This is a genomic window from Pseudonocardia lacus (genome assembly GCF_018531445.1).
GTDB classification, from domain to species: Bacteria; Actinomycetota; Actinomycetes; order Mycobacteriales; family Pseudonocardiaceae; genus Pseudonocardia; species Pseudonocardia lacus.
On the sequence record NZ_JAHDTH010000134.1, the window covers coordinates 1 to 23,082 of the forward strand.

At 75.1% G+C, this 23,082-nt stretch carries 21 protein-coding genes; 13 read left to right on the forward strand and 8 right to left on the reverse strand.

Features of this window, described 5'->3' with window-relative positions:
• Positions 1–177 precede the first annotated feature (177 nt).
• Entirely contained in the window at positions 178–456 is a 279-nt protein-coding gene (locus tag KIK08_RS25090; RefSeq protein ID WP_214405708.1) for a hypothetical protein, read from the forward strand.
• Between the two features lie 19 nt (positions 457–475).
• Here KIK08_RS25090 and KIK08_RS25095 read toward each other — a convergent pair whose 3' ends face one another.
• The gene (locus KIK08_RS25095; RefSeq protein ID WP_214405709.1) at positions 476–1,255 is read right to left on the reverse strand and encodes an SDR family oxidoreductase; all 780 of its coding nucleotides are present in this window, start codon (positions 1,253–1,255) and stop codon (positions 476–478) included.
• A gap of 40 nt (positions 1,256–1,295) precedes the next feature.
• Positions 1,296–2,321: a zinc-binding dehydrogenase gene (locus tag KIK08_RS25100; RefSeq protein ID WP_214405710.1), complete on the reverse strand. Its 1,026-nt coding sequence runs from the start codon at positions 2,319–2,321 to the stop codon at positions 1,296–1,298.
• Positions 2,322–2,520: 199 nt separating this feature from the next.
• Between KIK08_RS25100 and KIK08_RS25105 the strand changes: the two genes are divergently transcribed.
• Complete coding sequence (locus tag KIK08_RS25105; RefSeq protein WP_308257872.1) at positions 2,521–4,164, forward strand: thiamine pyrophosphate-binding protein; 1,644 nt, start codon at positions 2,521–2,523, stop codon at positions 4,162–4,164.
• A gap of 21 nt (positions 4,165–4,185) precedes the next feature.
• Here KIK08_RS25105 and KIK08_RS25110 read toward each other — a convergent pair whose 3' ends face one another.
• The 3 genes from KIK08_RS25110 to KIK08_RS25120 are packed head-to-tail and all read right to left on the reverse strand — an operon-like array spanning position 4,186 to position 7,318.
• Entirely contained in the window at positions 4,186–5,100 is a 915-nt protein-coding gene (locus KIK08_RS25110) for a hypothetical protein (RefSeq protein ID WP_214405712.1), read from the reverse strand.
• A gap of 41 nt (positions 5,101–5,141) precedes the next feature.
• Complete coding sequence (locus KIK08_RS41910; protein ID WP_214405713.1) at positions 5,142–6,212, reverse strand: aminoglycoside phosphotransferase family protein; 1,071 nt, start codon at positions 6,210–6,212, stop codon at positions 5,142–5,144.
• Positions 6,209–7,318 (reverse strand): Rv3169 family protein, encoded by a 1,110-nt coding sequence (locus tag KIK08_RS25120; RefSeq protein ID WP_214405714.1) that lies wholly within the window; start codon positions 7,316–7,318, stop codon positions 6,209–6,211. The genes KIK08_RS41910 and KIK08_RS25120 overlap by 4 nt, the downstream gene beginning before the upstream one ends.
• A 118-nt stretch (positions 7,319–7,436) precedes the next feature.
• Between KIK08_RS25120 and KIK08_RS25125 the strand changes: the two genes are divergently transcribed.
• The 3 genes from KIK08_RS25125 (at position 7,437) to KIK08_RS25135 (ending at position 10,625) form a co-directional block, all read left to right on the forward strand.
• Positions 7,437–8,618, forward strand: a complete 1,182-nt coding sequence (locus tag KIK08_RS25125; protein WP_250557777.1) for a cytochrome P450 — start codon at positions 7,437–7,439, stop codon at positions 8,616–8,618.
• A 34-nt stretch (positions 8,619–8,652) separates the two neighbouring features.
• Positions 8,653–9,489, forward strand: coding sequence for an arylamine N-acetyltransferase family protein (locus tag KIK08_RS25130; RefSeq protein WP_214405716.1), 837 nt, complete (start codon positions 8,653–8,655; stop codon positions 9,487–9,489).
• Between the two features lie 107 nt (positions 9,490–9,596).
• Entirely contained in the window at positions 9,597–10,625 is a 1,029-nt protein-coding gene (locus tag KIK08_RS25135) for a hypothetical protein (protein WP_214405717.1), read from the forward strand.
• A gap of 11 nt (positions 10,626–10,636) precedes the next feature.
• Here the strand turns inward: KIK08_RS25135 and KIK08_RS25140 are convergent, their stop codons facing one another.
• A complete protein-coding gene (locus KIK08_RS25140) occupies positions 10,637–11,596 on the reverse strand; it encodes an amidohydrolase family protein (protein ID WP_214405718.1) in 960 nt (319 codons plus the stop codon).
• A gap of 124 nt (positions 11,597–11,720) precedes the next feature.
• Here KIK08_RS25140 and KIK08_RS25145 point away from each other — a divergent pair, with 124 nt between their 5' ends.
• Both KIK08_RS25145 and KIK08_RS25150 read left to right on the forward strand, forming a co-directional pair.
• Positions 11,721–13,292 (forward strand): bifunctional 3-(3-hydroxy-phenyl)propionate/3-hydroxycinnamic acid hydroxylase, encoded by a 1,572-nt coding sequence (locus KIK08_RS25145; protein WP_214405719.1) that lies wholly within the window; start codon positions 11,721–11,723, stop codon positions 13,290–13,292.
• Positions 13,289–14,119 carry an IclR family transcriptional regulator gene (locus KIK08_RS25150; protein ID WP_214405720.1) on the forward strand — a complete coding sequence of 277 codons (831 nt, stop codon included), beginning with the start codon at positions 13,289–13,291 and terminating at the stop codon, positions 14,117–14,119. Before KIK08_RS25145 ends, KIK08_RS25150 begins: the two co-directional genes overlap by 4 nt.
• Before the next feature lie 13 nt (positions 14,120–14,132).
• Here KIK08_RS25150 and KIK08_RS25155 read toward each other — a convergent pair whose 3' ends face one another.
• Complete coding sequence (locus KIK08_RS25155; RefSeq protein WP_214405721.1) at positions 14,133–14,819, reverse strand: SGNH/GDSL hydrolase family protein; 687 nt, start codon at positions 14,817–14,819, stop codon at positions 14,133–14,135.
• A 56-nt stretch (positions 14,820–14,875) separates the two neighbouring features.
• Here KIK08_RS25155 and KIK08_RS25160 point away from each other — a divergent pair, with 56 nt between their 5' ends.
• From KIK08_RS25160 to KIK08_RS25170, 3 genes are all read left to right on the forward strand, one after another.
• Positions 14,876–15,502 carry a TetR/AcrR family transcriptional regulator gene (locus KIK08_RS25160; protein ID WP_308257868.1) on the forward strand — a complete coding sequence of 209 codons (627 nt, stop codon included), beginning with the start codon at positions 14,876–14,878 and terminating at the stop codon, positions 15,500–15,502.
• A gap of 772 nt (positions 15,503–16,274) precedes the next feature.
• Positions 16,275–17,018, forward strand: coding sequence for an SDR family NAD(P)-dependent oxidoreductase (locus KIK08_RS25165; protein ID WP_308257869.1), 744 nt, complete (start codon positions 16,275–16,277; stop codon positions 17,016–17,018).
• A gap of 25 nt (positions 17,019–17,043) precedes the next feature.
• The gene (locus KIK08_RS25170; protein ID WP_214405722.1) at positions 17,044–17,844 is read left to right on the forward strand and encodes an enoyl-CoA hydratase/isomerase family protein; all 801 of its coding nucleotides are present in this window, start codon (positions 17,044–17,046) and stop codon (positions 17,842–17,844) included.
• A gap of 24 nt (positions 17,845–17,868) precedes the next feature.
• On the opposite strand, the gene KIK08_RS25175 is transcribed toward KIK08_RS25170, so the two are convergent.
• Entirely contained in the window at positions 17,869–18,900 is a 1,032-nt protein-coding gene (locus KIK08_RS25175; protein WP_214405723.1) for a TIGR03617 family F420-dependent LLM class oxidoreductase, read from the reverse strand.
• Positions 18,901–19,053: 153 nt separating this feature from the next.
• Between KIK08_RS25175 and KIK08_RS25180 the strand changes: the two genes are divergently transcribed.
• From KIK08_RS25180 to KIK08_RS25190, 3 genes are read left to right on the forward strand one after another with little or no spacing between them, the layout of a single operon-like run.
• Positions 19,054–21,369, forward strand: coding sequence for a molybdopterin-dependent oxidoreductase (locus KIK08_RS25180; RefSeq protein ID WP_214405724.1), 2,316 nt, complete (start codon positions 19,054–19,056; stop codon positions 21,367–21,369).
• Positions 21,366–22,541 (forward strand): thiolase C-terminal domain-containing protein, encoded by a 1,176-nt coding sequence (locus tag KIK08_RS25185; protein WP_308257870.1) that lies wholly within the window; start codon positions 21,366–21,368, stop codon positions 22,539–22,541. The genes KIK08_RS25180 and KIK08_RS25185 overlap by 4 nt, the downstream gene beginning before the upstream one ends.
• Positions 22,538–22,954: a Zn-ribbon domain-containing OB-fold protein gene (locus KIK08_RS25190; RefSeq protein ID WP_214405725.1), complete on the forward strand. Its 417-nt coding sequence runs from the start codon at positions 22,538–22,540 to the stop codon at positions 22,952–22,954. Before KIK08_RS25185 ends, KIK08_RS25190 begins: the two co-directional genes overlap by 4 nt.
• Positions 22,955–23,082: the final 128 nt, after the last annotated feature.

Below are 23,082 nucleotides of genomic sequence, written 5' to 3' on the forward strand. Positions count from 1 at the left end.
CGCGGCGCTGGCCGCCGCGGGCGACCGGCTGCAGGCCGCGCGCGGTCTCGTGCTGGCCGGTGGCGAGCACCGCGACCGCGGCGTCGCCGCGCTCGCCGAGCTCCGCGTCCGCATGCCCTGACCTGGGCCGACGCGACCACCACCGACCGGCACCGGGGGACGTCCGTGGTGGATTGCGTGGTCGGTTCCGTGGTCGGCACCGATGTCGGGGGGCGCTGCGGCGACGAGGGTGGGACCCAGCAGGAACCACCCGACACCGAGGACGTGCCGACGATGATGACCCACAGCTTCGTGACCGCCGACCTGGCCGCCGAGCGCACCCGCACCCTGCGCGCCGAGGCCGACGCGCACCGCCTGGCCCGCGCCGCCCAGCGCGCCGCGACGACCGACGACGACGCCACCCCCGCGCGGCGCCGGCCGCGGCTGTGGGGGCAGGCCGGCCCCCGCCCGGCGTGACCGCGGACGTCGGATCAGATCAGAGGACCCCGGGGAACGCCCCGCCGTCCATCAGCAGGCTCTGCCCGGTGATGAACCCCGCCTGCGCGGAGCAGAGGAACGCGCACGCCGCACCGAACTCGGCCGGCTCGCCGAAGCGGCGGGCGGGGATGCGGGCGCGGGCGCGCTCCTCGACCTCCTCGACCGACAGGCCCTGCGTCCGCGCCCCGGCCGCCTGGGAGGTGCGCAGCCGGTCGGTGTCGAAGGGGCCCGGCAGCAGGAAGTTGATCGTGACGTTGGCGTGCGCCACCGAGCGGGCCACGCCGGCCAGGAAGCCGGTCAACCCCGCGCGGGCGCCGCTGGACAGGTCCAGGCCGGGGATCGGGCTCTTCACCGAGCCCGAGGTGATGTTGACGATCCGGCCGAAGCGCCGCTCGACCATGCCGTCCACCACGCCCTGCACGAGCCGGATGGGCGTGGCCATGTTCGCGGTGACGCCGGCCATGAGGGCGTCGTGGTCGATCTCGCGGAAGTCGCGGAACGGCGGGCCGCCGTTGTTGTTCACCAGGACGTCGACCTGCTCGACCGCCGCCAGCAGGCGGTCCTGGCCGTCGCGCTCGTCGAGGTCGGCGGCCACCGGGATGGTCTCGGCGCCGGTCTCGGTCGCGATCTCGTCGGCGACGCGTTCGACGTTCGCCGGGTCGCGGCCGTTGACGACCACCCGGCAGCCCGCCCGGGCCAGTTCGACGGCGCACGCGTGCCCCAGCCCGCGGGTCGAGGCGCACACCACGGCCGTGCGGCCGGTCAGTCCGAGATCCATCCGCCCTTCCTAGATCGCCGCGGCCCCCGTGTCGAGGGCCTCAGCCGCCCGGCGCGTCGATGACGACCTTGACCCGGCCCGGCGCCGGCACCAGCGCCTTCTCGAACGCCCGCTGGGCCTCCTCGAAGGCGAAGGTGTGGGTCACGTAGTGCTCGGCCAGAGCGGGGTGCTCGGCGAGGTAGGCGTTGGCCATGTCCAGGGCGACCCGGCGTGCGCTGGTGGCGCCCGCGGTGAGGGTGGCCGACTTGCGCAGGAACTCGGCCAGCGGGAACGGGTAGACCGGATCGTCGGGGATGCCGAAGCAGTACACCTGCCCGCCGACGCCGACGGCCTGCACGGCCGCGGTGAACGTCGAGATCTGGTGGCCCACCGCCTCCACGACCACGCCGAGGCGCTCGCGCGACCCGGCGACACCCTGCGCCCACTCCAGCGCCCCGGCGTGCACGGCCTCGTCGACGCCGTAGAGGGCGGCGAGGTCGCCGCGGTCGACCAGGTCGACGCCGGTGACGTGCGCGGCGCCGCGCGCCTTCATGATGTGGCTGAACAGCAGCCCGGTGGAGCCCTGCCCGATCACCGCGACGCGCTCCCCGCGCAGGCGCGGGACCCGTTCGAGCGCGTCGAGCACGCAGGCCAGCGGCTGCAGCATCACCGCCGTCGTCGGGGGCAGCGCCGGGTCGTACTCGTGCACGTCCAGACCGCGGGTGACCACCCGCTCGGCGAGCCCGTCGAAGCGCGAGGCCCAGCCCACGACCCGGCTCCCGGGGCGCACCCGGGTGTCGCGGGACGCCAGCACCTCCCCGACGACCTCGTGCAGCGAACCGCCCGGGACCGGGGCCGGGTGACCGGTGACCGGCCCGGTGCCGCGGAAGGCCGGCAGGTCGCTGCCGCAGATGCCGCCGGCCAGCACGCGCAGCAGGACCTCGCCGTCGGCGAGGTCGTCGGGCTGCGGGGCGGGCGCGTCGACCATCGTCAGCCTCGCCGGGCCGGTCAGCAGGCCGGCTCGCATCGTGGCCGTCGCCTCGTCGGGCGCGGTGTCGTCGACTGGTTGCTGGCTCAGGGTGCTCACGGGGTGCGGACCTCCACGGCCTCCGACAGTAACCGCTGGACGGGCCGCGGAGCAGGGGCGCGCGGCCGACGAGAACGATCAAGCCGCGGATGGCCGGCCCGGAACGCGACGCGCGCGGGTTGACTCCGGCGCCCCGACGGCGTCCGCTGGAGGTGGAGATCAGCGGCGACGGGCGGAGGACGACGTGGGGCGGGCGGGCGTGGAACGGACCGGGACGACCGAGGCGGACCCGGCGGGAGCCCGCACCGGTGGGGAGGCCGTCGTGGACGCGCTGGTGGCACTGGGCGTGCGCCACGTCTTCGGCATCCCCAGCGTGCACAACCTGCCCGTGTTCGAGGCGCTCAGCGCCCACCGCGACATCGCCGCGGTGGGCGTGCGCCACGAGCAGGCGGCCGCGCACGCCGCCGACGGCTACGCCCGCGCGACCGGGCACCTGGGCGTCTGCCTGACCAGCACCGGCCCCGGCGCCGCCAACGCGGTACCGGGGTTGGCCGAAGCGGCGTTCGCCTCCTCGCCGGTCCTGATGATCACCGGTCAGGTGGAGACCGGCGACCTGGGCAAGGGCCGCGGCGCCCTGCACGAGGCCGACGGGCAACTGGCGATGCTGCGCACCGTCGTGCGACGGGCCGAGACCGTGCGCCGCGTGCAGGACGTCGAGGGCACTGTGCTCGACGTCGCGCTCGACGTGCTCACCGGCCGGCCCCAGCCCGGCGCCGTGGAGGTGCCGATCGACCTGCAGTACGCCCGCACTGGCGGGCGCGCCCCGCTGCCGAGCGCGCCGCGCCGCTTCGCCCCGCCCGACGACGCGCTCGACCGGGCGGCGGAGCTGCTCGCCGCCGCCACCCGCCCGCTGATCTGGGCGGGCGGCGGCGCGATCGGCGCCGGCGCGGACGTCACCGCGCTGGCCGAGCGGCTCGGCGCGCCCGTGCTCACCTCCGGCGGCGGGCGCGGCGCCGTCGACGAGGAGCACCCGCTGTGCGTCGGCGCGATCGCCGACCAGCCCCCGGTGCCCGACCTGGTCGCCGACGCCGACGTCGTGCTGGCCGTCGGCACCCGCTTCCAGGCCGGCCCGACCCGCCGCTGGGCCACCCGCATCCCCGGTCGGCTGCTGCACCTCGACGTCGACCCGGCCGTCATCGGCCGCAACTACGCAACCGACGTCGCCCTCGTCGGCGACGCGGGCCGCGGCGTCGCCGCCCTGCTCGACCGGCTCGGCCCGGGCGCCGGGCGCGACCCGGGCTGGGCGGAGCGGGCGGGGAAGGCCCGCGCCGAGGTGCACGCCCGGCTCCGCGAGCGAATGGGCCCGGACCACGTCGCGATCATGGAGTCGATCGCCGCGCTGCTGCCGGCCGGCGGGAACGTCGTCCGCGACGCGACCGTGCCCGCCTACGTCTGGGGCAACCGGCTGCTGCCGATCCGCCGTCCGCACACCTCGATGCACCCCACCTGGGCCGGGATCGGCCCGGGCCTGCCGCTGGCGATCGGTGCCGCGACGGCGACCGGGGAGCCGACGGTGCTGATCCAGGGCGACGGCGGGCTGATGCTCAGTGTCGGCGAGCTGGCCACCCTCGCCCAGCACGGGCTGCCGGTGGTGGTGTGCGTCTTCAACGACCGCGGCTACGGGGTGCTGCGCGGCATCCAGGACGCGCAGTTCGCCCACCGCACCGACGTCGACCTGACCACCCCGGACTTCACGCTGATGGCCGCCGCGGTCGGCATCCCCGCGGTGGCGGTCGACTCCGCCGCGGCGTTCGGCGAGGCGTTCGCCGCGGCCGTGCGGCGGCCGGGCCCGACGCTGCTGGACATCGACATGACGGCGCTGCACCCGCTTCGGATGGCCTGACCGCACCGCCCGGCCGCGAGCTCAGCGGGACCGGGTCAGCGACAGCAGCCGCTCCGTGGAGACGCACGAGGTCACGCAGCGCTCCTTGGCGTCCCCGAGGAGCTGCGCGGTCCAGCCCGTCGTGCCCCCGTCGCCCAGGTCGACCTCGACGTCGTCCCAGGCGCGCAGCCCGATCGCGGCCGCGTCGTAGTAGCCGATGCCCTTGGTGCGCTCCGGATCGGGTCGCAGCTCGACGACCCGGGCGACCTCGGCCACGGCGGGCGCGACGGTGTCGGTGAAGCGGTCGCCGAGCGCGGACCGGCCGAACGCGGTGAAGGTCAGCCAGGGGCTTCGGTCGGGGACGAACTCGTCGAGGACGCGGGCCCAGAAGCGCAGGTGGTCGGCGAGCATGGCGGCCTGGGCGGTGCCCGAGCCGCGGTCGCGGGTGCTGGAGACGAGGGCGAAGAGCCGGAAGTGCGCCGACAGGCCGGGGCCGGAGAAGCGCTGGGCGCGCAGGACGCGGTGCGCGCAGGCCAGGTCGACCCGACCCGACCGTGGGCCAGCGGCGCGGCGCGCGGCGGCCTCGACGGCGAGGGCGTTGGTGGGGTCGCTGAGCACCTCGGTGCCGCGGACGGTGCTGACCACCTGGTTCTGGTCGACCGTGGCGACGGCCGAGCACGTGCCCAGCGGCACCACCGGGGACAGCTCCACGCCGTCGAACGCGGCCGGCAGCAGCTCCCACAGCCGGGCCTCCACCCGGGAGAGCGCCCGCGGGTCGTGGGCCGACGGGCGGACGAACCGGTCCTCGCGCCAGCGCCGGGCCACCCGGGCCGGGCTGACCCGGCGGGCGCGGGCGCGGGCCACGTCCAGCAGCAGGGTCTGCAGGTCGGTCGGGGGCAGGCGGCTGGTCAGGGCCGCGCGGGGGTCGTCGTCCAGCGCCCGCCACACCCGTTCCACGGCCGCGAGTCTGGCGCCCCCGGCGGCCGGTCGCAGCCGGATTACTCCAGGAACGCCTCCGCCCCGACGTCGAGCGCGTGGGTGAAGTGCCGCTCGGCCATGGTGGCGAACATCCGCCTGCCCCGCTCGTCGGTGCTGACCAGCATCGACGCCGCCACCGTCATGACCACGCCGAACAATGCGCAGCGCCGGTAGTCGGCGCGCAACTCGTCGATGCCGCGGTCGGTGACACCGGCCGCGCGCAGCCGGGCGTGGTAGCCCCGCAGCAGCGCGTCCTCGTGGGCGCGCCGGTCGTCGACGGTCAGGCTGGCGCCCAGGAAGTAGGAGACGTCGGCGGCCGCGGCGCCCCGCTGGATGGTCTGCCAGTCCACCACGGTCACCCCGTCCGGGCCGAACATCATGTTGTCCACCCGGAAGTCGCCGTGGACCAGGCAGCGCGGTGCCGAGTCCTGCGCCGCCCACACCGGCAGTGCGCGCACGAACCGCTCGCCCAGCCGGACGCCGCCCGGGGGAAGGGCGTCGGCGTACTCGGCGAGGAAGCCGGGCCACACCGCGGTGAGGAACTGCCCGAGCCCCTCGGCGTACCCGGGAACGCGCTGCAGGCAGGGTTCCTCGTCGAGCACGGGGTCGGACCAGTAGGCGGCGTGCAGCAGCGCGGCCTGCGCGAGGGCGTCGGCGGACTGCTCCGGGCTGCAGCCGGCCATCTGGTCGCCCTGCACGGCCGGGGCGAGGTCGTCGAGCAGCAGGGTGAAGTCGCAGGTCGCCTCGTCCAGCACGGCCAGGTGGCAGCGCGGCAGCCGCAGCCCGGCCCGCCCGGCCAGCCGCTGGTAGAACCGCACCTCGCGCAGGTACTCGCCGCCGGTGCGGCCGCGCTCGCGGCTCTTCGGGTCCGGCGACGGGAACTTGCCGACCACGGCGGCCGGCCCGGCCCCGGGGCGGTCCCAGGTCAGGGTGAACCGGACGCACTGGCCGACCAGGCCCGTCCCGATGCGCTCGCGCTCCACGCCGACCACCTCGGCGCCGCCGGACGCCGCGTGCAGCGCCGCGGTCAGCCACGCCGGGTCGACCTCGGCGGGGTCGGTGACCGGCCCGGGGGCCTCGACGGCGCTCACGGCGCGGCCGGGACGTCGAAGAGCCCGGTGAGCCCGAGCGGGGCGTGCGGACCGATCATCAGCGACTCGAACACGCCGGTCCCGACCTGCCCGTCGCACTCGGCCCGCACCAACTGCTGGACGTGCACGTTCTCCGGGGCGGCCGGGTCGAGGTCGGCGATCCGCCACTGCGACCCGCCGACCTCCCGCTCGCCGCGCCACACGCCGTGCGCCCACTCCGGGTGGAAGTAGCCGATCCCGCGCATCTGGAAGGTGGCCAGCGGGGTGAGCCGGGTGACGCGCTCCTTGCCGTCCCAGCCGAGGACCCGCAGCACCGCCGACGACCCGCGGCGCGCGCCGGGCCGCAGGTCGATGTCGACGTCGGCGGTGCGGTAGTGCTCCAGCTCGGTGGCCTCGTCGGCGTCGGGCAGCAGCGGCACCCGGGTGGCCCGCTCGTAGACGTGCCGGCCGGCGGCGTCGTCGACGATCGCCAGGTGGCTGCAGTGGTCGTCGAAGTGCAGCGGCACCCACAGCCAGAAGAACTGCGGCAGCGCCCGCGGCGGCGCCCCGCCCGGCGACTCGCCGACGTTGCGGACCCCCCACGACCTGTCGCGGCAGCCGGGGGAACCGGCGCAGGTCAGCGTGGTCCCGTCGGTGTCGAAGGTGCCGCTCCAGGTCCCCCACTGGGTCAGCCGGGTGTAGTCCATGACGACGGTGGGCCCGTTGTGCCGGGTGATCCGGGGCTCCTCGACGGCCGGCGTCCGGGCCGTGAAGGTGAGGTCGGCCGAGAGCCCCTGCTCCGGTGCGTCCACCCGCACCCGCAGCACCCGCAGCGGCTCGACGACCTCCACCGAGATCGGCCCGACGCGGGTGGCGGCGGCGCGGTCGAGCGGCGCCCGGCCGGAGGCGTGCACCGAGCGCTGGACGCCGTCGTGCAGGACGCTGAAGGAGGCGTCGACGACCTGCCGGTTCGGGTAGAGCCCGAGCGCGACGGCGAAGAACCAGTCGCCGTCGGGGTCGTAGCCGTTGAAGAAGTACCGGTCGTAGTGGTTGCGGTCGCCCGAGGCGGGGACCGCGACCGGGTCGGCCGTCTGGTGCACGGGGTAGTCGTCGAAGCTCGTGATCACCGCTGCTCCCTCCGCGCCGCGACCCTGCGGCGCCGGACCCCCGACGCTACGAGCCGCACCGGCCGACATCAAACACCTGCATTAATCCGCGGTCCTGGGCTACCGTCGCGACGTGACGATGACGTCGCCCTCCATCGCCCTGCTCGATCCGCGCTCGTTCGCCGGCGGCCAGCCGCACGAGCAGTTCCGCTGGCTGCGCGAGCACGACCCGGTGCACCGCCACGACGAGCCCGACGGCCCCGGCTTCTGGGCGCTCACCCGCTACGACGACGTGCGGGCGGTGGGCCGCGACGCGGCCACCTTCTCCTCCGAGCCGACGATCATGATCCCGGACGGCGCTGCCGTCTCCGACGGCGTGCACAAGATGATGCTGATGGCCGACGGGACGGCGCACACCGACCTGCGCAAGATCATCTCGCGCGACTTCGTGCCGCGCGCCGCCCGGCTGCTGCGCCCGCGCATCGAGGAGATCGCCCGGGAGATCGTCGACGGGGTGGTCGACCGGGGCGGGTGCGACCTGGTCACCGACGTGGCCGGGCTGATGCCGTCCTACGTGATCGCCGAGCTGCTCGACATCCCGCACGCCGACGGCGTCGCGCTCTACGCGCTCACCGAGGCCGTGCACGCCGTCCCCGAGGAGGGCTCGACGGCCGGCGCGGAAGCGGTCATGACGATGTTCGGCTACGCCCAGCAGCTCTGGGAGCGCAAGCGCGCCCATCCGGGCGACGACCTGGCCAGCCGCATCGTGCACGCCTCGGCCGACGGCCGGGAGCTGGACGCGATGGACTTCGCGCTCTACTTCATGCTGCTCATCGACGCCGGCGGCGACACCACCCGCAACCTGGTCGCCGGCGGCGTGCAGGCGCTGTTCGAACACCCCGAGGCGCTGGCCGCGCTGCGCGCCGACCCCGCCGCGCTGCTGCCCACCGCGATCGAGGAGATGCTGCGCTGGGTCAGCCCGGTGGTCCACATGCGCCGCCGGGCCACCCGCGACACCACGCTGGGCGGGGTCGACATCGCCGCGGGCGACAAGGTCGTCATGTACTACGGCGCGGCCAACCGCGACCCGGCGCACTTCCCGGACGCCGAGCGCTTCGACATCACCCGCAGCCCGAACGACCACCTGGCCTTCGGCGGCGGACCGCACTTCTGCCTCGGCGCGCACGTGGGCCGCATCGAGATCGCGGCGATGCTGCGCGAGATCCTCACCCGGCTGCCCGGCCTCGCCCCGGCCGGGTCGCCGACCTGGCAGAACTCGGTCTTCATCTGCGGTCCGCGGTCGATGCCGGTGCGCTTCTGACCGGGGAGTCGGGGGGTCGGGTTACGGTTCGACCGTGCGATCGTTGACCCCGGCCGAGCTCGACGCCTACTTCGCCCGCGTGGCCTACACCGGCCCGCGTGAGCCCACACTCCCGGTGCTGCACGCGATCACCAGCGCGCACACCCGGTCCGTGCCGTTCGAGAACCTCGACGCGCTGCTCGGCACGCCCATCGAGCTGACCGTCGACGCCCTCGTGGACAAGATCGTCCACCGGCGCCGGGGCGGCTACTGCTTCGAGCAGAACGGCCTGTTCCTGGAGGTGCTCACCGCGCTGGGCTTCGCCGTGACGCCGCTGTCGGCGCGGGTCCGCCTCGACCGCCCGCGCGAGGTCGTGCCGCCGCGCACCCACCTGTTCCTGCGCGTCGACCTCGACGGCGAGACCTGGCTGACCGACGTCGGCATCGGCGGGGTGTCGCTGACCTGCGCCATCGGCTGGGAGCCCGACGGTGCCGACGAGCAGCGCGCGCAGCAGACCCCGCACGAGCCGCGGCGCGTCGTGCGCGAGGGCGGGAAGTGGTTCCACCAGGTCCGCTTCGGCCAGCAGTGGGCCGACGTCTACGAGTTCACCGGCGAGGAGATGCCGCTGGTCGACCGCGAGGTCGGCAACTGGTACACCAGCGCCCACCCGCAGTCGCACTTCCGGCACCGGCTGATGGTGGCCCGTGCCGGCGACCAGGGCCGCCGCCTCACCCTCACCGACACCGAGCTCAAGGTCCGCGACCGCGACGGGCACGCCGAGAGCACGCCGATCGGCTCGCCGGACGAGCTGCTGACGGCCCTCGACGAGCACTTCGGCCTGCGCTTCGCCCCCGGCACGCGGTTCGCGCCGCTGACCGCCGCCGCCACCTGAGCCCGATTCGAGCGCGCTCACTCCGAGCGCGGTCACTCGAACGGGCTGTGGGCCCGCGCCACGCACCGACCTACCGTCGAACGGCGGGCGAGTCACGGAGGTGGCGGGTGGCGCGGGTGCAGGCCGGTGGCGGCGACGACCGGGCGCGACGCGAGCGGGACGGCCAGCGCCAACGCAGCCTGGAGGCCGCGTTCCGGCGCACCCAGCAGGAGATCGTGCACCTGCGCGGCCGGCTGCGCCGCGCCGACGCCGAGGCGCGGACGCTGCGGGCCGAGCGCGGGACGATCGAGCTCGAGCAGCTGCTGCTGCGCGGCCTGCGCCGCGACCCGGCCTTCGACTGGGACCGCTACCAGCGCCGCGACGAGCCCGAGGCGCTCGACCTCGGCGCCGACGCCGAACCGCTGCCGGTGCCGGTGTGGGCCGCCTTCGCCCCGGAGGAGGCGGGGGGCGTGGACACGCTGCTCACCGCCCTGCCCGGCACCGATCGGATCCGCCGTCGGCGGACCTCGACGGCGCGCAGGCGCTTCGAGCAGGCCCGCTTCGACCACGAGCGCGGCGAGATCGCCCGCCGCGAGCGGGTCCGCGAGCGCGAGGTCGCGCACCGCGAGCGGGTCGCCGAGCACCTCCGGGCGGTCGAGGAGCACAACCGCGGCTGGCGGGAGCTGCGCGAGGGCGTGCACGCCCGCGACCCGGGCTGCGTGGCGCGGCTGCTCGGCTTCGTGCTGCGCGAGCTCCCGCTGCCCGCGGGTTTCCCGCGCGCGGCCGAGGCCGACTGCTCGCCCGACGCCGAGGAGGCGACGGTGCGGGTCGAGCTGCCGACCGCGGCCGTGGTTCCGCCGGTCCTCGCCTACACCGCGTCGGCGGACCTCGACGAGCCCGACAAGGTGCGCCGCAGCGCGGCCCAGGTCCGGGCCCTGCACCGGTCGGTGCTCGCCCAGGTGGTGCTGCTGCAGCTGCGGGAGCTGTTCGGGGCCGACCCGGGCCTGCGCCTCGTGCGGTTCAGCGGCCGCACCGGCGACGGCGCCGAGGTGCTGGGCGTCGAGGTCGACCGGGAGTCCTTCGACCGGCTGGGTCTGGGTGTCGTGGTCGACCCCGACGCGGGGCTGCGCCTGCTCGGCGCCGCGTTCGAGTCCTAGCCACGAGCCCGTCAGAGCTTGAGCAGGCGCTCCGCGTTGAGGTGCGCGATCTTGGCCCGGTCGGCCTCGCTGACCGGCGCCGAGCGCAGGAACGCGGTCGCGGTGGCCATGTCCTCGAACGGGTAGTCGGTGCCGAACAGGATGTGGTCGGCGCCCAGGGCCAGCAGCGCGCACAGCAGCGGGGGTGCGTCGCAGACGCCACTCGTGGTGATGAAAAGGTTGTGCCGCAGGTACTCCGATGGGTTCCCCCGCGCCAGCTCGATGCCGTGGTGGTTGTGGAAGCCCCAGCGCGAGTCGAGCCGCCACAGCACGAAGGGCAGGCCCTCACCCATGTGCCCGAGCAGCAGCTTGGCCTCCGGGAAGTCGTCGAAGACGCCGCCGAACACCAGGCGCAGCACGTGCGTGGCGGTGTCGACGCCCCAGCTCCACATCGGCCCGGTCAGCTCCGGGTGACCGGACGCGACGTGCGCCGCGTCGACGCCGTTGGCGGGGTGCAGGTAGAGCGGCACGTCCAGGCCGGCCGCGTACTCCCACACCACGCGCAGGGTCGGGTCGTCGAGGTAGCGGCCCTGGGTGTGGGCGTTGACCAGGGCGCCCTTGAGGCCGAGCTGGGTGACCGCGCGCTCGAGCTCCTTGGCCGCGGCCTGCGGGTCCTGCAGGGGCAGCGCGGCGAACCCGGCGAAGCGGGTGGGGTTCTCGGCGATGGTGGCGGCCAGCAGGTCGTTCACCGCGGCGGCGCGCGAGACCGCGAGCGCGGTGTCCGCCTCGGCCTGGATGCCCGGCGCGTTCAGCGAGAGCACCTGGACGTCGAGGCCGGCGGCGTCCATGCCGGCCAGGCGCTCGCCGGTCAGGTCGAGCAGCCGGCGGGAGGCCTCGGCCCACACCCCCGGCTGGGCGATGCCGGCGCTGCTCGCGCCGTACCCGGCGAGCTCCTCGGTGACGAAGTGCTCTTCCAGACCGATCGTGCGCATTCGGACTCCCTCGTGCCGTACCCGGCCGACCGCGGTTTCACCATCGTGCATTGACTTCACCAATAATGGATCTTACCGTTCGGCAGTGTCAACGGCCGGACGGACGTCTCGCCAGGAGGAACAGATGTCGCAGGACGCCGACGGCGGCCCCGACCGCCCCGACTTCGACGTCGTCGTCGTGGGGTACGGGCCGGTGGGCATGGTCACGGCCGCGCTGCTCGGCCGCGCCGGGCACGACGTGCTCGTCCTGGAGCGGTACGCGGGCCTGTACAACCTGCCCCGCGGCGCGATCTTCGACGACGAGACGATGCGGACACTGGCCGTGCTCGGGATCGCCGACGAGCTGCTGCCCAAGCTGCGCGTGCAGCGCAACTACGAGTGGCGCAACGCCGCCCGCCAGCTGCTCATGGAGGTCGACTACGCCGAGACGGGCCGCAGCGGCTGGGCCGAGTGGTACATGATGTACCAGCCCGAGCTGGAGGAGGCCCTCGACGAGGTCTGCCGCGCGCAGCCCTCGGTGCGGATCCGGCACTCCTCGCCGGTGGTCGCCCTGGCGCAGGACGCCACGCGGGTCACCGTGAGCTACGGCGGCGACGAGCCGGGCAGCGTCACCGCCCGCTACGTCGTCGCCTGCGACGGCGGCAACAGCTTCGTGCGCCGCGAGCTGGGCATCGACCAGGACGACTACGGCTTCTCCGAGCCGTGGATGGTCTGCGACTTCCGGTTCACGCACCCGATGGAGCTGCCCGCCGCGCTGCAGATCGGCGACCCGACCGGGCCCACCTCGGTCATCTCCATCGGTCCCGCGCACCACCGCATCAGCTTCATGCTCGACTCGGTGCAGGACTTCGACGTCGAGCGCGACCCGGAGAAGGTGTGGCGGCGGGTGGGCAGGCTCGGGCTGATGACCCCCGACGACGCCGAGCTCATCCGGGTGGCCACCTACACGTTCCGCTCGCTGGTCGCGCAGCACTGGCGGCAGGGGCGCATCCTGCTGGCCGGCGACGCCGCCCACGAGATGCCGCCGTTCCTCGGGCAGGGCATGTGCTCGGGCATCCGCGACGCCCAGAACCTGGGCTTCAAGCTCGACCTGGTGCTGCGCGGCAAGCGTCCCGACGCGTTGCTGGACACCTACCAGAGCGAGCGCGACCCGCACGTGCGCGCGGTCATCGAGAAGGGCGTGGAGATGGGTCGGCGCCAGACGGTGCGCGACCCGGAGCAGGCCGCCCAGCGCGACCGGATGCTGCTGGCCAAGCGCGCGGCGAACGAGGCCCCCGACAAGATCCGCTTCCCCGGTCTCGGCCCGGGCATGCACGGGCCCTCGGCCGGCGCGGGCTCGCTGTCCGCGCAGGGCGTCGTCGAGGGCGCCGACGGCCGGCGCGCCCGGCTGGACCAGGCCGTCGGCAGCGGGTGGCAGCTGCTGGTCGACGCCGCCGCGGTGGCCGGGCCGGTGCCGGCGGCGGCCGAGCTGGCCGCGATCGACGTGCGGGTCGTGCGGCTGGGCGCCGACGCCGCCGACGTGGACGGCACCTACCGGGAGTGGCTCGCCGAGCTGGGAGCCGTCGCGGTGGTCGTGCGGCCCGACTTCTACGTCTTCGGCACGGCGGCCGACGCCGCGGCGCTGCCCGGGCTGGTGGACGACCTGCTCACCGCCACCGGCGAGCGCGCCCCGGCCCCGCTGAGCGCGACCGGATGAGCGCCGTGGCGGGTGAGGCCGTGACCGGCGACGACGCCCGGCAGGGCATCCAGTCCGTCGAGCTGGCGATGACGGTGCTGCAGGCGCTGGAGCGCGGCGCGGGGCCGATGAGCCTCACCCAGATCGCCGCGGCGGCCGGGATGAGCCCGAGCAAGGCCCACCGCTACCTGGTGAGCCTGGGCCGGGTCGGCCTGGTGGCGCAGTCGCGCAGCTCGGGGTCCTACGACCTCGGGCCGGCGATGCGCCGCCTCGGCATCGAGGCGCTGCGCCGGATGGACGAGGTGGGGCTGGTGTCCGCGCACCTGCCGGGCCTGCGCGACCGCACCGGTCACGCCGTCAACCTGGCGGTGTGGGGTGACGTCGGCCCGGTCATCGTGCGCTGGGACTACGGCTCCTACGCGCTGCCGATCACGGTGCGGGTGGGGGCGACGATGCCGATGGTGTCGTCGTCGATCGGGCGGGTCTACCTCGCCCACCTGCCCGACTCGCTGACCGACCCGGCGCTGCGCCGCGAGCTGGAGTCCGGCCGCCGCCCCGCGCTGCCCGACGGGGAGGTCGAGCGCATCCGGGCCGCGGTGCGCCGCGACGGCTACGCGCTGACCACCGGCGGGGTGATCCCCGGGGTCAGCTCGGTGGCCGCGCCGGTGTTCACCGGCGCAGGCCCGCTGCCGCTGGCGGTCGGGCTGGTGCTGCCCTCGACGCAGGCGACCGACGCCGTCGTGGCCGAGGTGGCCGAGGAGCTGCTGCGGACGACGCGGATGATGTCGACCGAGCTGGGCCACGTCGAGCGGTCCGGCGACTCCGCCGGACGGCGCCGGGGCGCCTGAGGCCGGCCCGCGCTCAGCCCGTCCCGAGCCGGGCGGCCAGTGCCTTGACCACCTCGGCGGCCAGCACGGCCTGCCCGGCGGCGGAGAAGTGGATCCGGTCGGCGCTGAGCAGGGTCGGCCGGTCGTTGACCGGGTGCTCGGCCGTGTCCACCAGCACGGCGTCGTGGTCGGCCGCGATGGTCCGGATGATCTCGTTGAGCGCGCGGACCCGCTCGGGGAGGTCGGGGAAGCTCGGGTCGGGGAAGGCGCGGCCGAGGGTGAAGGTCGACAGCAGCGCCCCGCTCTCGGCGGCCATCGCGTAGACCTGGCGCATGCGCGCCTCGATGCGCGTGAAGTCGGGGTCGGCGCGCCAGAGGTCGTTGCCCCCGCAGGAGACGTGGGCGAGGTCGGGGGCGAACGCGCGGACGCGGTCGTGCTGCTCGGCCAGGATGCGGCTGCTGGTGGCGCCGATCGTGCCGGTGTTGAGGTAGGCGAGGTCGGGGTGGACGCGGCGCAGGGCGTCGGCGACCCGGTCGCCCCACGGCTGCGAGGCGTAGCCGGGGGAGGGGTCGCCGGTGCCGGCGGCGAGGCTGTCGCCGAGGACGACGAACCGGCGCCACGGGGCGCCGCCGAGCAGCCGCGCGGCCTCGGCCTGCGACAGGCAGTAGGGGTCGGTCTCCTCGGTGAGCGGTGCGGGAGTGGTCGGGGCGGTGGCGGTCATGGAACTAACCGTACGATCGATCGTATTGTTTGGGCAAGTGTGGAAGGATCGGTCGGGTGAGCGAGCAGCGGGTGGCCACAGCGGCGTCGGACGGGCGACTGCTGCGCGGTGCCCGCAGCCGGCGCACGATCGCCCGCCACGCCGTCGACGTGGCCTCGGTGGAGGGCCTCACGGCGCTGAGCATCGGCCGGTTGGCCGCCGACCTCGGGATGAGCAAGAGCGGGGTGCAGGCGCTGTTCGGCAGCAAGGAGAACCTGCAGCTGGCCGCCGTCGAGGCGGCGAGGGAGACGTTCCTGGCCGAGGTGGTGCGCCCGGCGGCGGCCGCGGCCCGCGGCCTGCCGCGGCTGCGCGCCCTGGTCGAGAGCTGGATCGCCTACGCCGAGTCGCCGCTCTACCCCGGCGGCTGCTTCCGGGTGGCCACCCTGCCCGAGTTCGACAGCCGGCCGGGCCCGGTCCGCGACGCGCTGGCCCGCGACACCCACGACTGGCAGGCCCTGCTCGCCGCCGAGCTGCGCCGGGCGGTCGCGAACGGTGAGACCGCCGACCTGGACGCCGAGCTCGTGGCCTTCCAGATCGACGCGCTGCTGTGCGCCGCGAACACCGCGCTGCGCCTGGGCGACGAGCGCGCCGTGGACAAGGTGCGCCGCGCGCTGGACGGTCTGCTGCCGGTTCCGACGCGCTGACGGGTCGGCTGCGCGCTCCACTGGTGGGGGACGAGCGGTCGTGCGGTGTCGCCGCCGTGCGTCGAGCGGTGGCCGACACCCGGCGACCAACGGCGCCGAGTCGGCCCGCCGGCCGCCCGCCTCAGTGACCTGACCGCCCGCCGCGAGCCAATTCCCGGGGTGACGCGGACGTCTTGTTCGTCGATAACAGCTTCGTATACTCTGCGATCAGAGTAGCTCCCCGGAAATCACCGAAAGGCCCCGAAGCCCGTGCTCGCTGACGTGATGATGTTGCTCGCCGCGGTCCTGGCCGGCACTGGAGGCGCCCTGGCCGGCGCCCGGGGCGCCGATGCCATCAACCGGATGCTGGGCCGCGGGGCCCCGCCGGCTGATGACAATGCGGTATAGCGCACCATTCGGCGACGCCCCGCAGGGGCGGCGGGCAATTATCAGATAATTGTCGGTGGATCATTCGGAACAATGCTCGGGGATGGCGGGGGACCGGCGGCGTCGGGGCCCGCTGCGGTGATCGACGGCGCCCGGGCGCGGGCGACCCGGCCCCGACCTGGAGTCCGGCGCCGCGCCGCCGCCCCGCAGTGATCGGTATCACGTTTAGGACCCGGTTATTCCGATCCCCCGACGGGGCGCGTTCGACGGCGCCGCCCGGCCGTCCGGGGAATGGCGCCGCGGCCGGCGAGATCGGCGGAGGTCCGCCCGCTCGACGGCACCGCCGGGCCGACGTACGGTCGTGCGGATCGGAAGATCCACGGCGACGGGGCTGGGGGGACGAGGCGTGATCGATCTGACCGGCCGGGTCGCGGTGGTCGTCGGGGCCGGCTCGGGCATCGGACGCGCGACCGCGCTGCGGCTCGCCGCGCTCGGCGCCACCGTCGCCGCCGCCGACCTCGACCTCGACGCCGCGTCCGAGACGGCCCGCCGCGCGGGCGGCGGCGTCCGGCCCTACTTCGTCGACGTGACCGAGCAGCCCACGATCGACGAGGTCCGCGACGCCGTGCTGGGCGACCTCGGCGCGCCGCGGATCGTGGTCAACGCGGCCGGGTGGGACAGCGTCGGGCCCTTCCTCGACAGCGACCGCGCGCTCTGGGAGAAGCTGGTCGGGCTCAACCTGGTGGGCACGATCGCGGTCGTGCGGGCGTTCCTGGACGCGATGATCGAGCGCGGCGACGGCGGCCGGGTCGTCACCGTCGCCAGCGACGCCGGGCGCGTCGGCAGCACGGGCGAGACCGTCTACGCCGGGGCCAAGGGCGGCATCATCGCGTTCAGCAAGTCGCTGGCCAGGGAGCTGGCCCGGCACGCGATCCTGGTCAACTGCGTGTGCCCGGGCCCCACCGACACGCCGCTGTTCGCCTCGCTGCCCGAGCGCACCCGCCTCGCGCTGGAGCGGGCCATCCCGCTGCGCAGGCTGGCCCGGCCCGAGGAGGTCGCGGCGGCCATCGCGTTCTTCGCCTCCGACGAGGCGTCGTTCACCACCGGTCAGGTGCTCTCGGTGAGCGGTGGGCTCACCATGCACGGCTGACCACGACCGCACCGGTAGGAGACACGTGGACTTCGACAGCTACCAGGGCCTGCGCTTCGAGCGGCGCGACGGCGGCGTCCTGCTCATCACGCTCGACCGGCCCGAGAAGCTGAACGCGGCCGACGAGGTGATGCACGGCGAGTTCGCCCGCGTGTGGCTGGACGTCGACGCCGACCCCGAGACGCGGGTCGCGGTGGTCACCGGGGCCGGTCGGGCGTTCAGCGCGGGCGGCGACATGGCGATGATCGAGCGCCAGACCAAGGACTACGCGGTCATCACCAAGCTGCTGCGCGAGGCCGGGGACGTCGTCTACAACATGATCCGCTGCGAGAAGCCGATCATCTCGGCGATCAACGGGGTGGCGGTCGGCGCCGGGCTGGCCATCGCGATCATGGCCGACATCAGCATCATCGCCGAGGACGCCCGGCTCACCGACGGCCACCTGCGCCTGGGCGTCGGGGCGGGCGACCACGCGGCGATCATCTGGCCGCTGCTGTGCGGGATGGCCAAGGCCAAGTACTACCTGCTCACCGCCGACTTCGTCGACGGGCGCGAGGCGGAGCGGATCGGTCTGGTCAGCCGGGCGGTGCCGGCCGCGGAGCTGATGGACACCGCGCTCGGGGTGGCGGCGCGGCTGGCCGCCGGCCCGCAGGTCGCCCTGCGGCTGACCAAGCGCTCGCTGAACCAGTGGCTGGTGCAGGCCGGCCCGATCTTCGAGGCGTCGCTGCACGCGGAGATGCTGACGTTCTTCGGCGACGACGTCGTGGAGGGCCGCACCGCCGTGCTGGAGAAGCGGGCCCCGGTCTTCCGCGACGGCACCGGCTGAGGGGCCGGGGACCAACGTCTCCGGTCAGTACATCTGGGCCAGGGCCTTGGCGATCTCGCCCCAGCGGCCCATCGCCTTCGGGTCGGCCGCGATCGACTCCTCGGCGAGGTAGCTGACCAGGCGGGCGGCGATGCCGTCGTAGCGGGCGCGCAGCAGGTCGGCGACCTCGTCCCAGCGCCCGACGACGGCGAACTTCTCGACCATCTCGTCGGTGATGGTGTCGCGCATGCCGTCCAGGTCGCCGGCCTTGAGCAGTTGGTTGAGCCGGGCCGAGGTGCCGGGGAAGCCCAGGTCGTCGAACTGGAAGGCGTAGTTGCGGGTCGAGCCGTAGAAGGCGATCTGCTGGCGGGCTCGGCGCAGCAGCGGCTCGCGCTCCTCGGGGGTGTCGCCCGCGACGACGAAGACCGGCACGATCAGGTCGACCTCGTCGGGCGAGCGCCCGGCCTTGGCCGCGCCCGCGGCCACGTCGGGCAGCAGCCGGTTGTGCAGGTACTCCACCGAGTGCAGCGGGTGGACGTGCACGCCGTCGGCGACCTCGCCGGCCATCCGGCACATCCACGGCCCCACCGCCGAGATGTCGATCTTGATGTCGGTGTGCTCGTGGGGGCGGGGCCGCCAGCCGTGCGGCAGCAGCGTCAGCCGGTAGAACTCGCCCTCGTGGTGCAGCTCGCCGCCGGCGAACGCGGCGAAGCAGGCCCGCACGGCGAGCAGGTAGTCGCGCAGCCGCGGGCCGGGCCGGTCGAACTCCACGCCGTAGCGGCGTTCGACGTGCGCGCGCACCTGCGTGCCCAGGCCCAGCCGGAACCGCCCGCCGGTGTTGTCGGCCAGCTCCCACGCCGTGCCGGCGGTGACCATCGGGCTGCGCGGGAACGCGACCGCGATGCCGGTGCAGAGCTCCAGTTCCGGCGCCGCGGTGGCCGCGACGGCCAGCGACATCCACGGCGTCGTCGAGGTCTCGGTGAACAGCAGCCCGGACAGGCCGGCCGCCGCGGCGGCGCGGGCGGTGTCCGCGGTGTCCGTCCACGTCGACGGGCCCTTCATGAGATCGAACTTCACCCCGACGACCTTACGGTCGCCACGACGTCCGGCGACATCCTCCGGGGGCCGGGCACCGCGAGCCCGGGACGTCGGCGCCGTCACGCGGGCCTGGACAGGGCGGCGCCGCGGACGTAAGTCTGATCGGATGCAGCAGCGCGCGCGGTCGGCAGAGTGAGCATCTCGGCGGGACGGACGCACAGCTCGCACTGGGGGATGTTCCGGGGGGAGGTCGACGAGGGCGGCGCCCTGCGGGTGCGCCCCCGCCCGGGCGATCCCGACCCGTCGCCCCTGCTGGACAACATCCCGTCCGCGGTCGGGCACCGCGCCCGGATCCCGCGCCCGGCCGTGCGCCGGGGCTGGTGGGAGGGCGGGCCGGGCCCGACCGACCGGCGCGGGCGCGACGGGTTCGTCGAGGTCGGCTGGGACGAGGTGCTCGACCGGCTGGCCGGCGAGCTGCGCCGGGTCCGCGACGCGCACGGTCCGCGGGGCATCTACGGCGGGTCCTACGGGTGGGCCAGCGCGGGGCGCTTCCACCACGCGCAGAGCCAGCTGCACCGCTTCCTGAACACCGCCGTGGGTGGCTACGTGGGTTCGGTGGGCACCTACAGCGGCGCCGCCGCCGAGACGATCCTGCCGCACGTGCTGGGCCCGTCCGGCCCGGTCTCCAAGGGCACGGTCACCTGGGAGCAGATCGGCGCGCACACCGACACCGTGCTGGCCTTCGGCGGCATGGCGATCAAGAACTCGGCGGTGGCCGCCGGCGGGGTCAGCGCCCACATCGAGCGCGCCGCGATGGCCGCGGCCGCCCGCCGCGGCACCCGGTTCGTGCTGGTGGGGCCGCTGCGCACGGACCTGCCCCCGGAGGCCGACGCGCGCTGGCTGGTGGTGCCGCCGGGCAGCGACACGGCGCTCATGCTCGGGCTGCTGCACACCCTGGTCGTCGACGGGCTGCACGACGTCGCGTTCCTGGACCGCTACTGCGTGGGCTGGGAGGTGCTGGAGGAGTACCTGCTCGGCAAGTCCGACGGCACCGTCCGCGACGCGGAGTGGGCGAGCGGGATCACCGGGGTGCCCGCCGGGGAGATCGTCGAGCTGGCCCGGCGGGCCGCCACCGGGCGCACGCTGGTCACCGTCGCGCAGTCGCTGCAGCGCGCCGAGTTCGGCGAGCAGCCGGTGTGGGCGGGCCTGGCGCTGGCCGCGGCGCTCGGGCAGGTCGGGCTGCCCGGCGGCGGGTTCTGCTACGGGCTCGGGTCGATCGCGTACTACGGGCGCCGCAAGGTCGCGGTGCCGGTGTCGCCGCTGCCGCAGGGCCGCAACGGCGTGCGCGAGTACATCCCGGTCGCCCGGATCGCCGACATGCTGCTGCACCCCGGCGAGGAGTTCGACCACGACGGGCGGCGCCTGCGCTACCCGCACGTGCGGCTGGCGTACTGGATCGGCGGCAACCCGTTCCACCACCACCAGGACCTCGGCCGGCTGCGTCGCGCGCTGGGCAGGCTCGACACGTTCGTGGTGCACGAGCCGGCGTGGACGGCCACCGCCCGCCACGCCGACGTCGTCCTGCCCGCGACCATGACCATCGAGCGCGACGACATCGGCGCCACCTCGCTCGACCCCGTCATGTCCGCGATGCACCGGCTGGTCGACCCGCCGGGCGAGGCCCGCGACGACTTCACGATCTTCACCGGGCTGGCCGAGCGGCTCGGGGCCGGGCCGGAGTTCACCGAGGGCCGGGATGTGCGGGCCTGGCTGGCGCACCTCTACGAGCGCACCCGTGCGGGGCTGCTCAGGCAGGACCTGCCGGCGCCGACGTTCGACGAGTTCTGGGCGGCGGGGGAGGTCGAGCTGCCGCTGCGCGCGGACGACGGCGGCCTGCTGGCCGAGTTCCGCGCCGACCCCGACCGCAAGCGCCTGCCCACACCCAGCGGCCGCATCGAGATCGGGTCGCGGACCATCGCCGACTTCGGCTACCCCGACTGCCCGGGCCACCCGGCCTACTTCGCCCCCACCGACGCGCCCGACGGGCGCCACCCCCTGTGGCTGGTGGCCAACCAGCCGGCCACCCGGCTGCACTCGCAGCTCGACTACGGCGCGCACAGCGCGGCGGCGAAGGTGGCCGGCCGCGAGGTGGTGCGGATCCACCCCGTCGACGCGGCGGCCCGCGGCGTCGTCGACGGGCAGGTCGTGCGGCTGTTCAACGACCGCGGCGCCTGCCTGGCCGGCGCCCGGGTCACCGACGACGTCGCGCCCGGCGTCGTGCAGCTGCCCACGGGCGCCTGGTTCGACCCGGCCGATCCCGCCGACGAGGTGCCGTTCTGCGTGCACGGCAACCCGAACGTGCTCACCCGCGACGTCGGCAGCTCGGCGCTGGCCCAGGGCTGCACCGGCCAGCACACGGCGGTGCAGGTGCAGCGCTGGGACGGCCCGCTGCCCCCGGTCCGCGCGCACGAGCCGCCGCCGATCGAGCCGCGGGGAGGTCGGCGGTGACCGGGGCGGCGATCGTCGGGCTCGGCCTGACCGCGATGGGCAAGGTCTACGACCGGACGGGCACCTCGCTGGCCGCCGAGGCGGTGCGCGCGGCGGTGGCCGACGCCGGGCTGGACCTGCCCGACCTGGACGGCCTGCTGGTCAGCTCCGGGGTGACGCAGAGCGCGGGGATCACCCTGGCCGGCTCGCTCGGGCTGACCGACCTGGCCCTGCTGGCCCAGCTGAACTCCTTCGGCGCGACCGCCGGCGTCATGGTCGCCCAGGCCGCGCAGGCGATCGCCGCGGGCACGGCGACGACGGTGGCCTGCGTGTTCGCCGACAACCCCCTCAAGCCGCGCAGCAGCGCGGGCGCGGCCTACGGCACCTCGCGCAGCGTGGCGAACACCCTGCGCGGCATCCCCGGGTGGTCGCTGGCCTCCGGGGCGACCAACCCGAACATCTTCTACGCGCTGTGTGCGCGCCGGCACATGCAGCAGTTCGGGACGACGTCCGAGCAGCTGGCCGAGGTGGCGGTGGCCCAGCGGGCCTGGGCGGCGGGCAACCCGCTGGCCCAGATGCGCGAGCCGATCACGGTGGCCGACCACCAGGCGTCGCGCTGGATCGCCGAGCCGCTGCACCTGCTGGACTGCTGCCTGGTGTCCAACGGCGCGGTCGCGGTCGTGGTCACCGCGGCCGACCGGGCCGCCGACCTGGCCCGACCCCCGGTGCACCTCTGGGGGTACGGGCAGGCGCACGCGCCGCGGGACATGCGTGCGGGCTCGCAGTGGGGGGTGGTGACGCCGGCCGCGCGGTCGGGCCCGGCGGCGCTGCGGATGGCCGGGATCGGGGTCGACGACGTGGACGTCTGCGAGCTCTACGACTGCTACACCTACACGGTCCTGGTGACCCTGGAGGACTACGGATTCTGCGCGAAGGGCGAGGGCGGCGAGTTCGTGTCCGGGGGCCGGCTCGCCCCGGGTGGCGACCTGGCCTGCAACACCGGCGGCGGGCAGCTGTCGTCGTACTACATGTGGGGGTTCACGCCGCTGTCCGAGGCGGTGATCCAGGCCCGCGGCGACGGCGGTGCCCGGCAGGCGCCGCGCAACGACGTGGTGCTGGTGAGCGGCAACGGCGGGATCCTGGAGCACCACTCGACGCTGGTGCTGAGCCCGCACGCGAAGGCGGCGTCGTGAGCGCGCTGCCGCGGGTCGAGCGCGACGGGGCGAGCGCCGCGTTCTTCGACGCCGCCGCCCGCGACGAGTTGCTGCTGCGCCGCGCGCCCGACGGGCGGGTGCTCGGCCCCCAGGACGACGTCGACGCCCGGCTCGGGTCCGCCGACCCCGACTCCGACACCGTCGTCGCGTCCGGCGACGCCACCCTGGTCAGCTGGGCGGTCGTGCACCAGGCACCGCTGCCGTGGCTGGCCGACGCGGTGCCCTACGTCTGCGCGGTCGTCGAGCTGGCCGAGGGGCCGTGGCTCACCGTGCGGCTCGTCGACGCCGAGGCGGGGGCGCTGTCGGCCGGACAGCCGCTACGGGTCCGGTTCGTGCGCCCGGACCCGGCGGACGGGCCGGGGGAGGCGCTGGCGGTCTTCGCGCCGGCCTGAACTTGATCTTTAACCTGTGCGCTGCTGGTGAGCGGTGATGGTGCGGTCGCGTTTGACCGTTTTCCCGACATCGTGGCTGGGTGCTGGTCGGTGGTTGCGGGAGCCGAGCGGGCGCCCCGGGCCGGGTC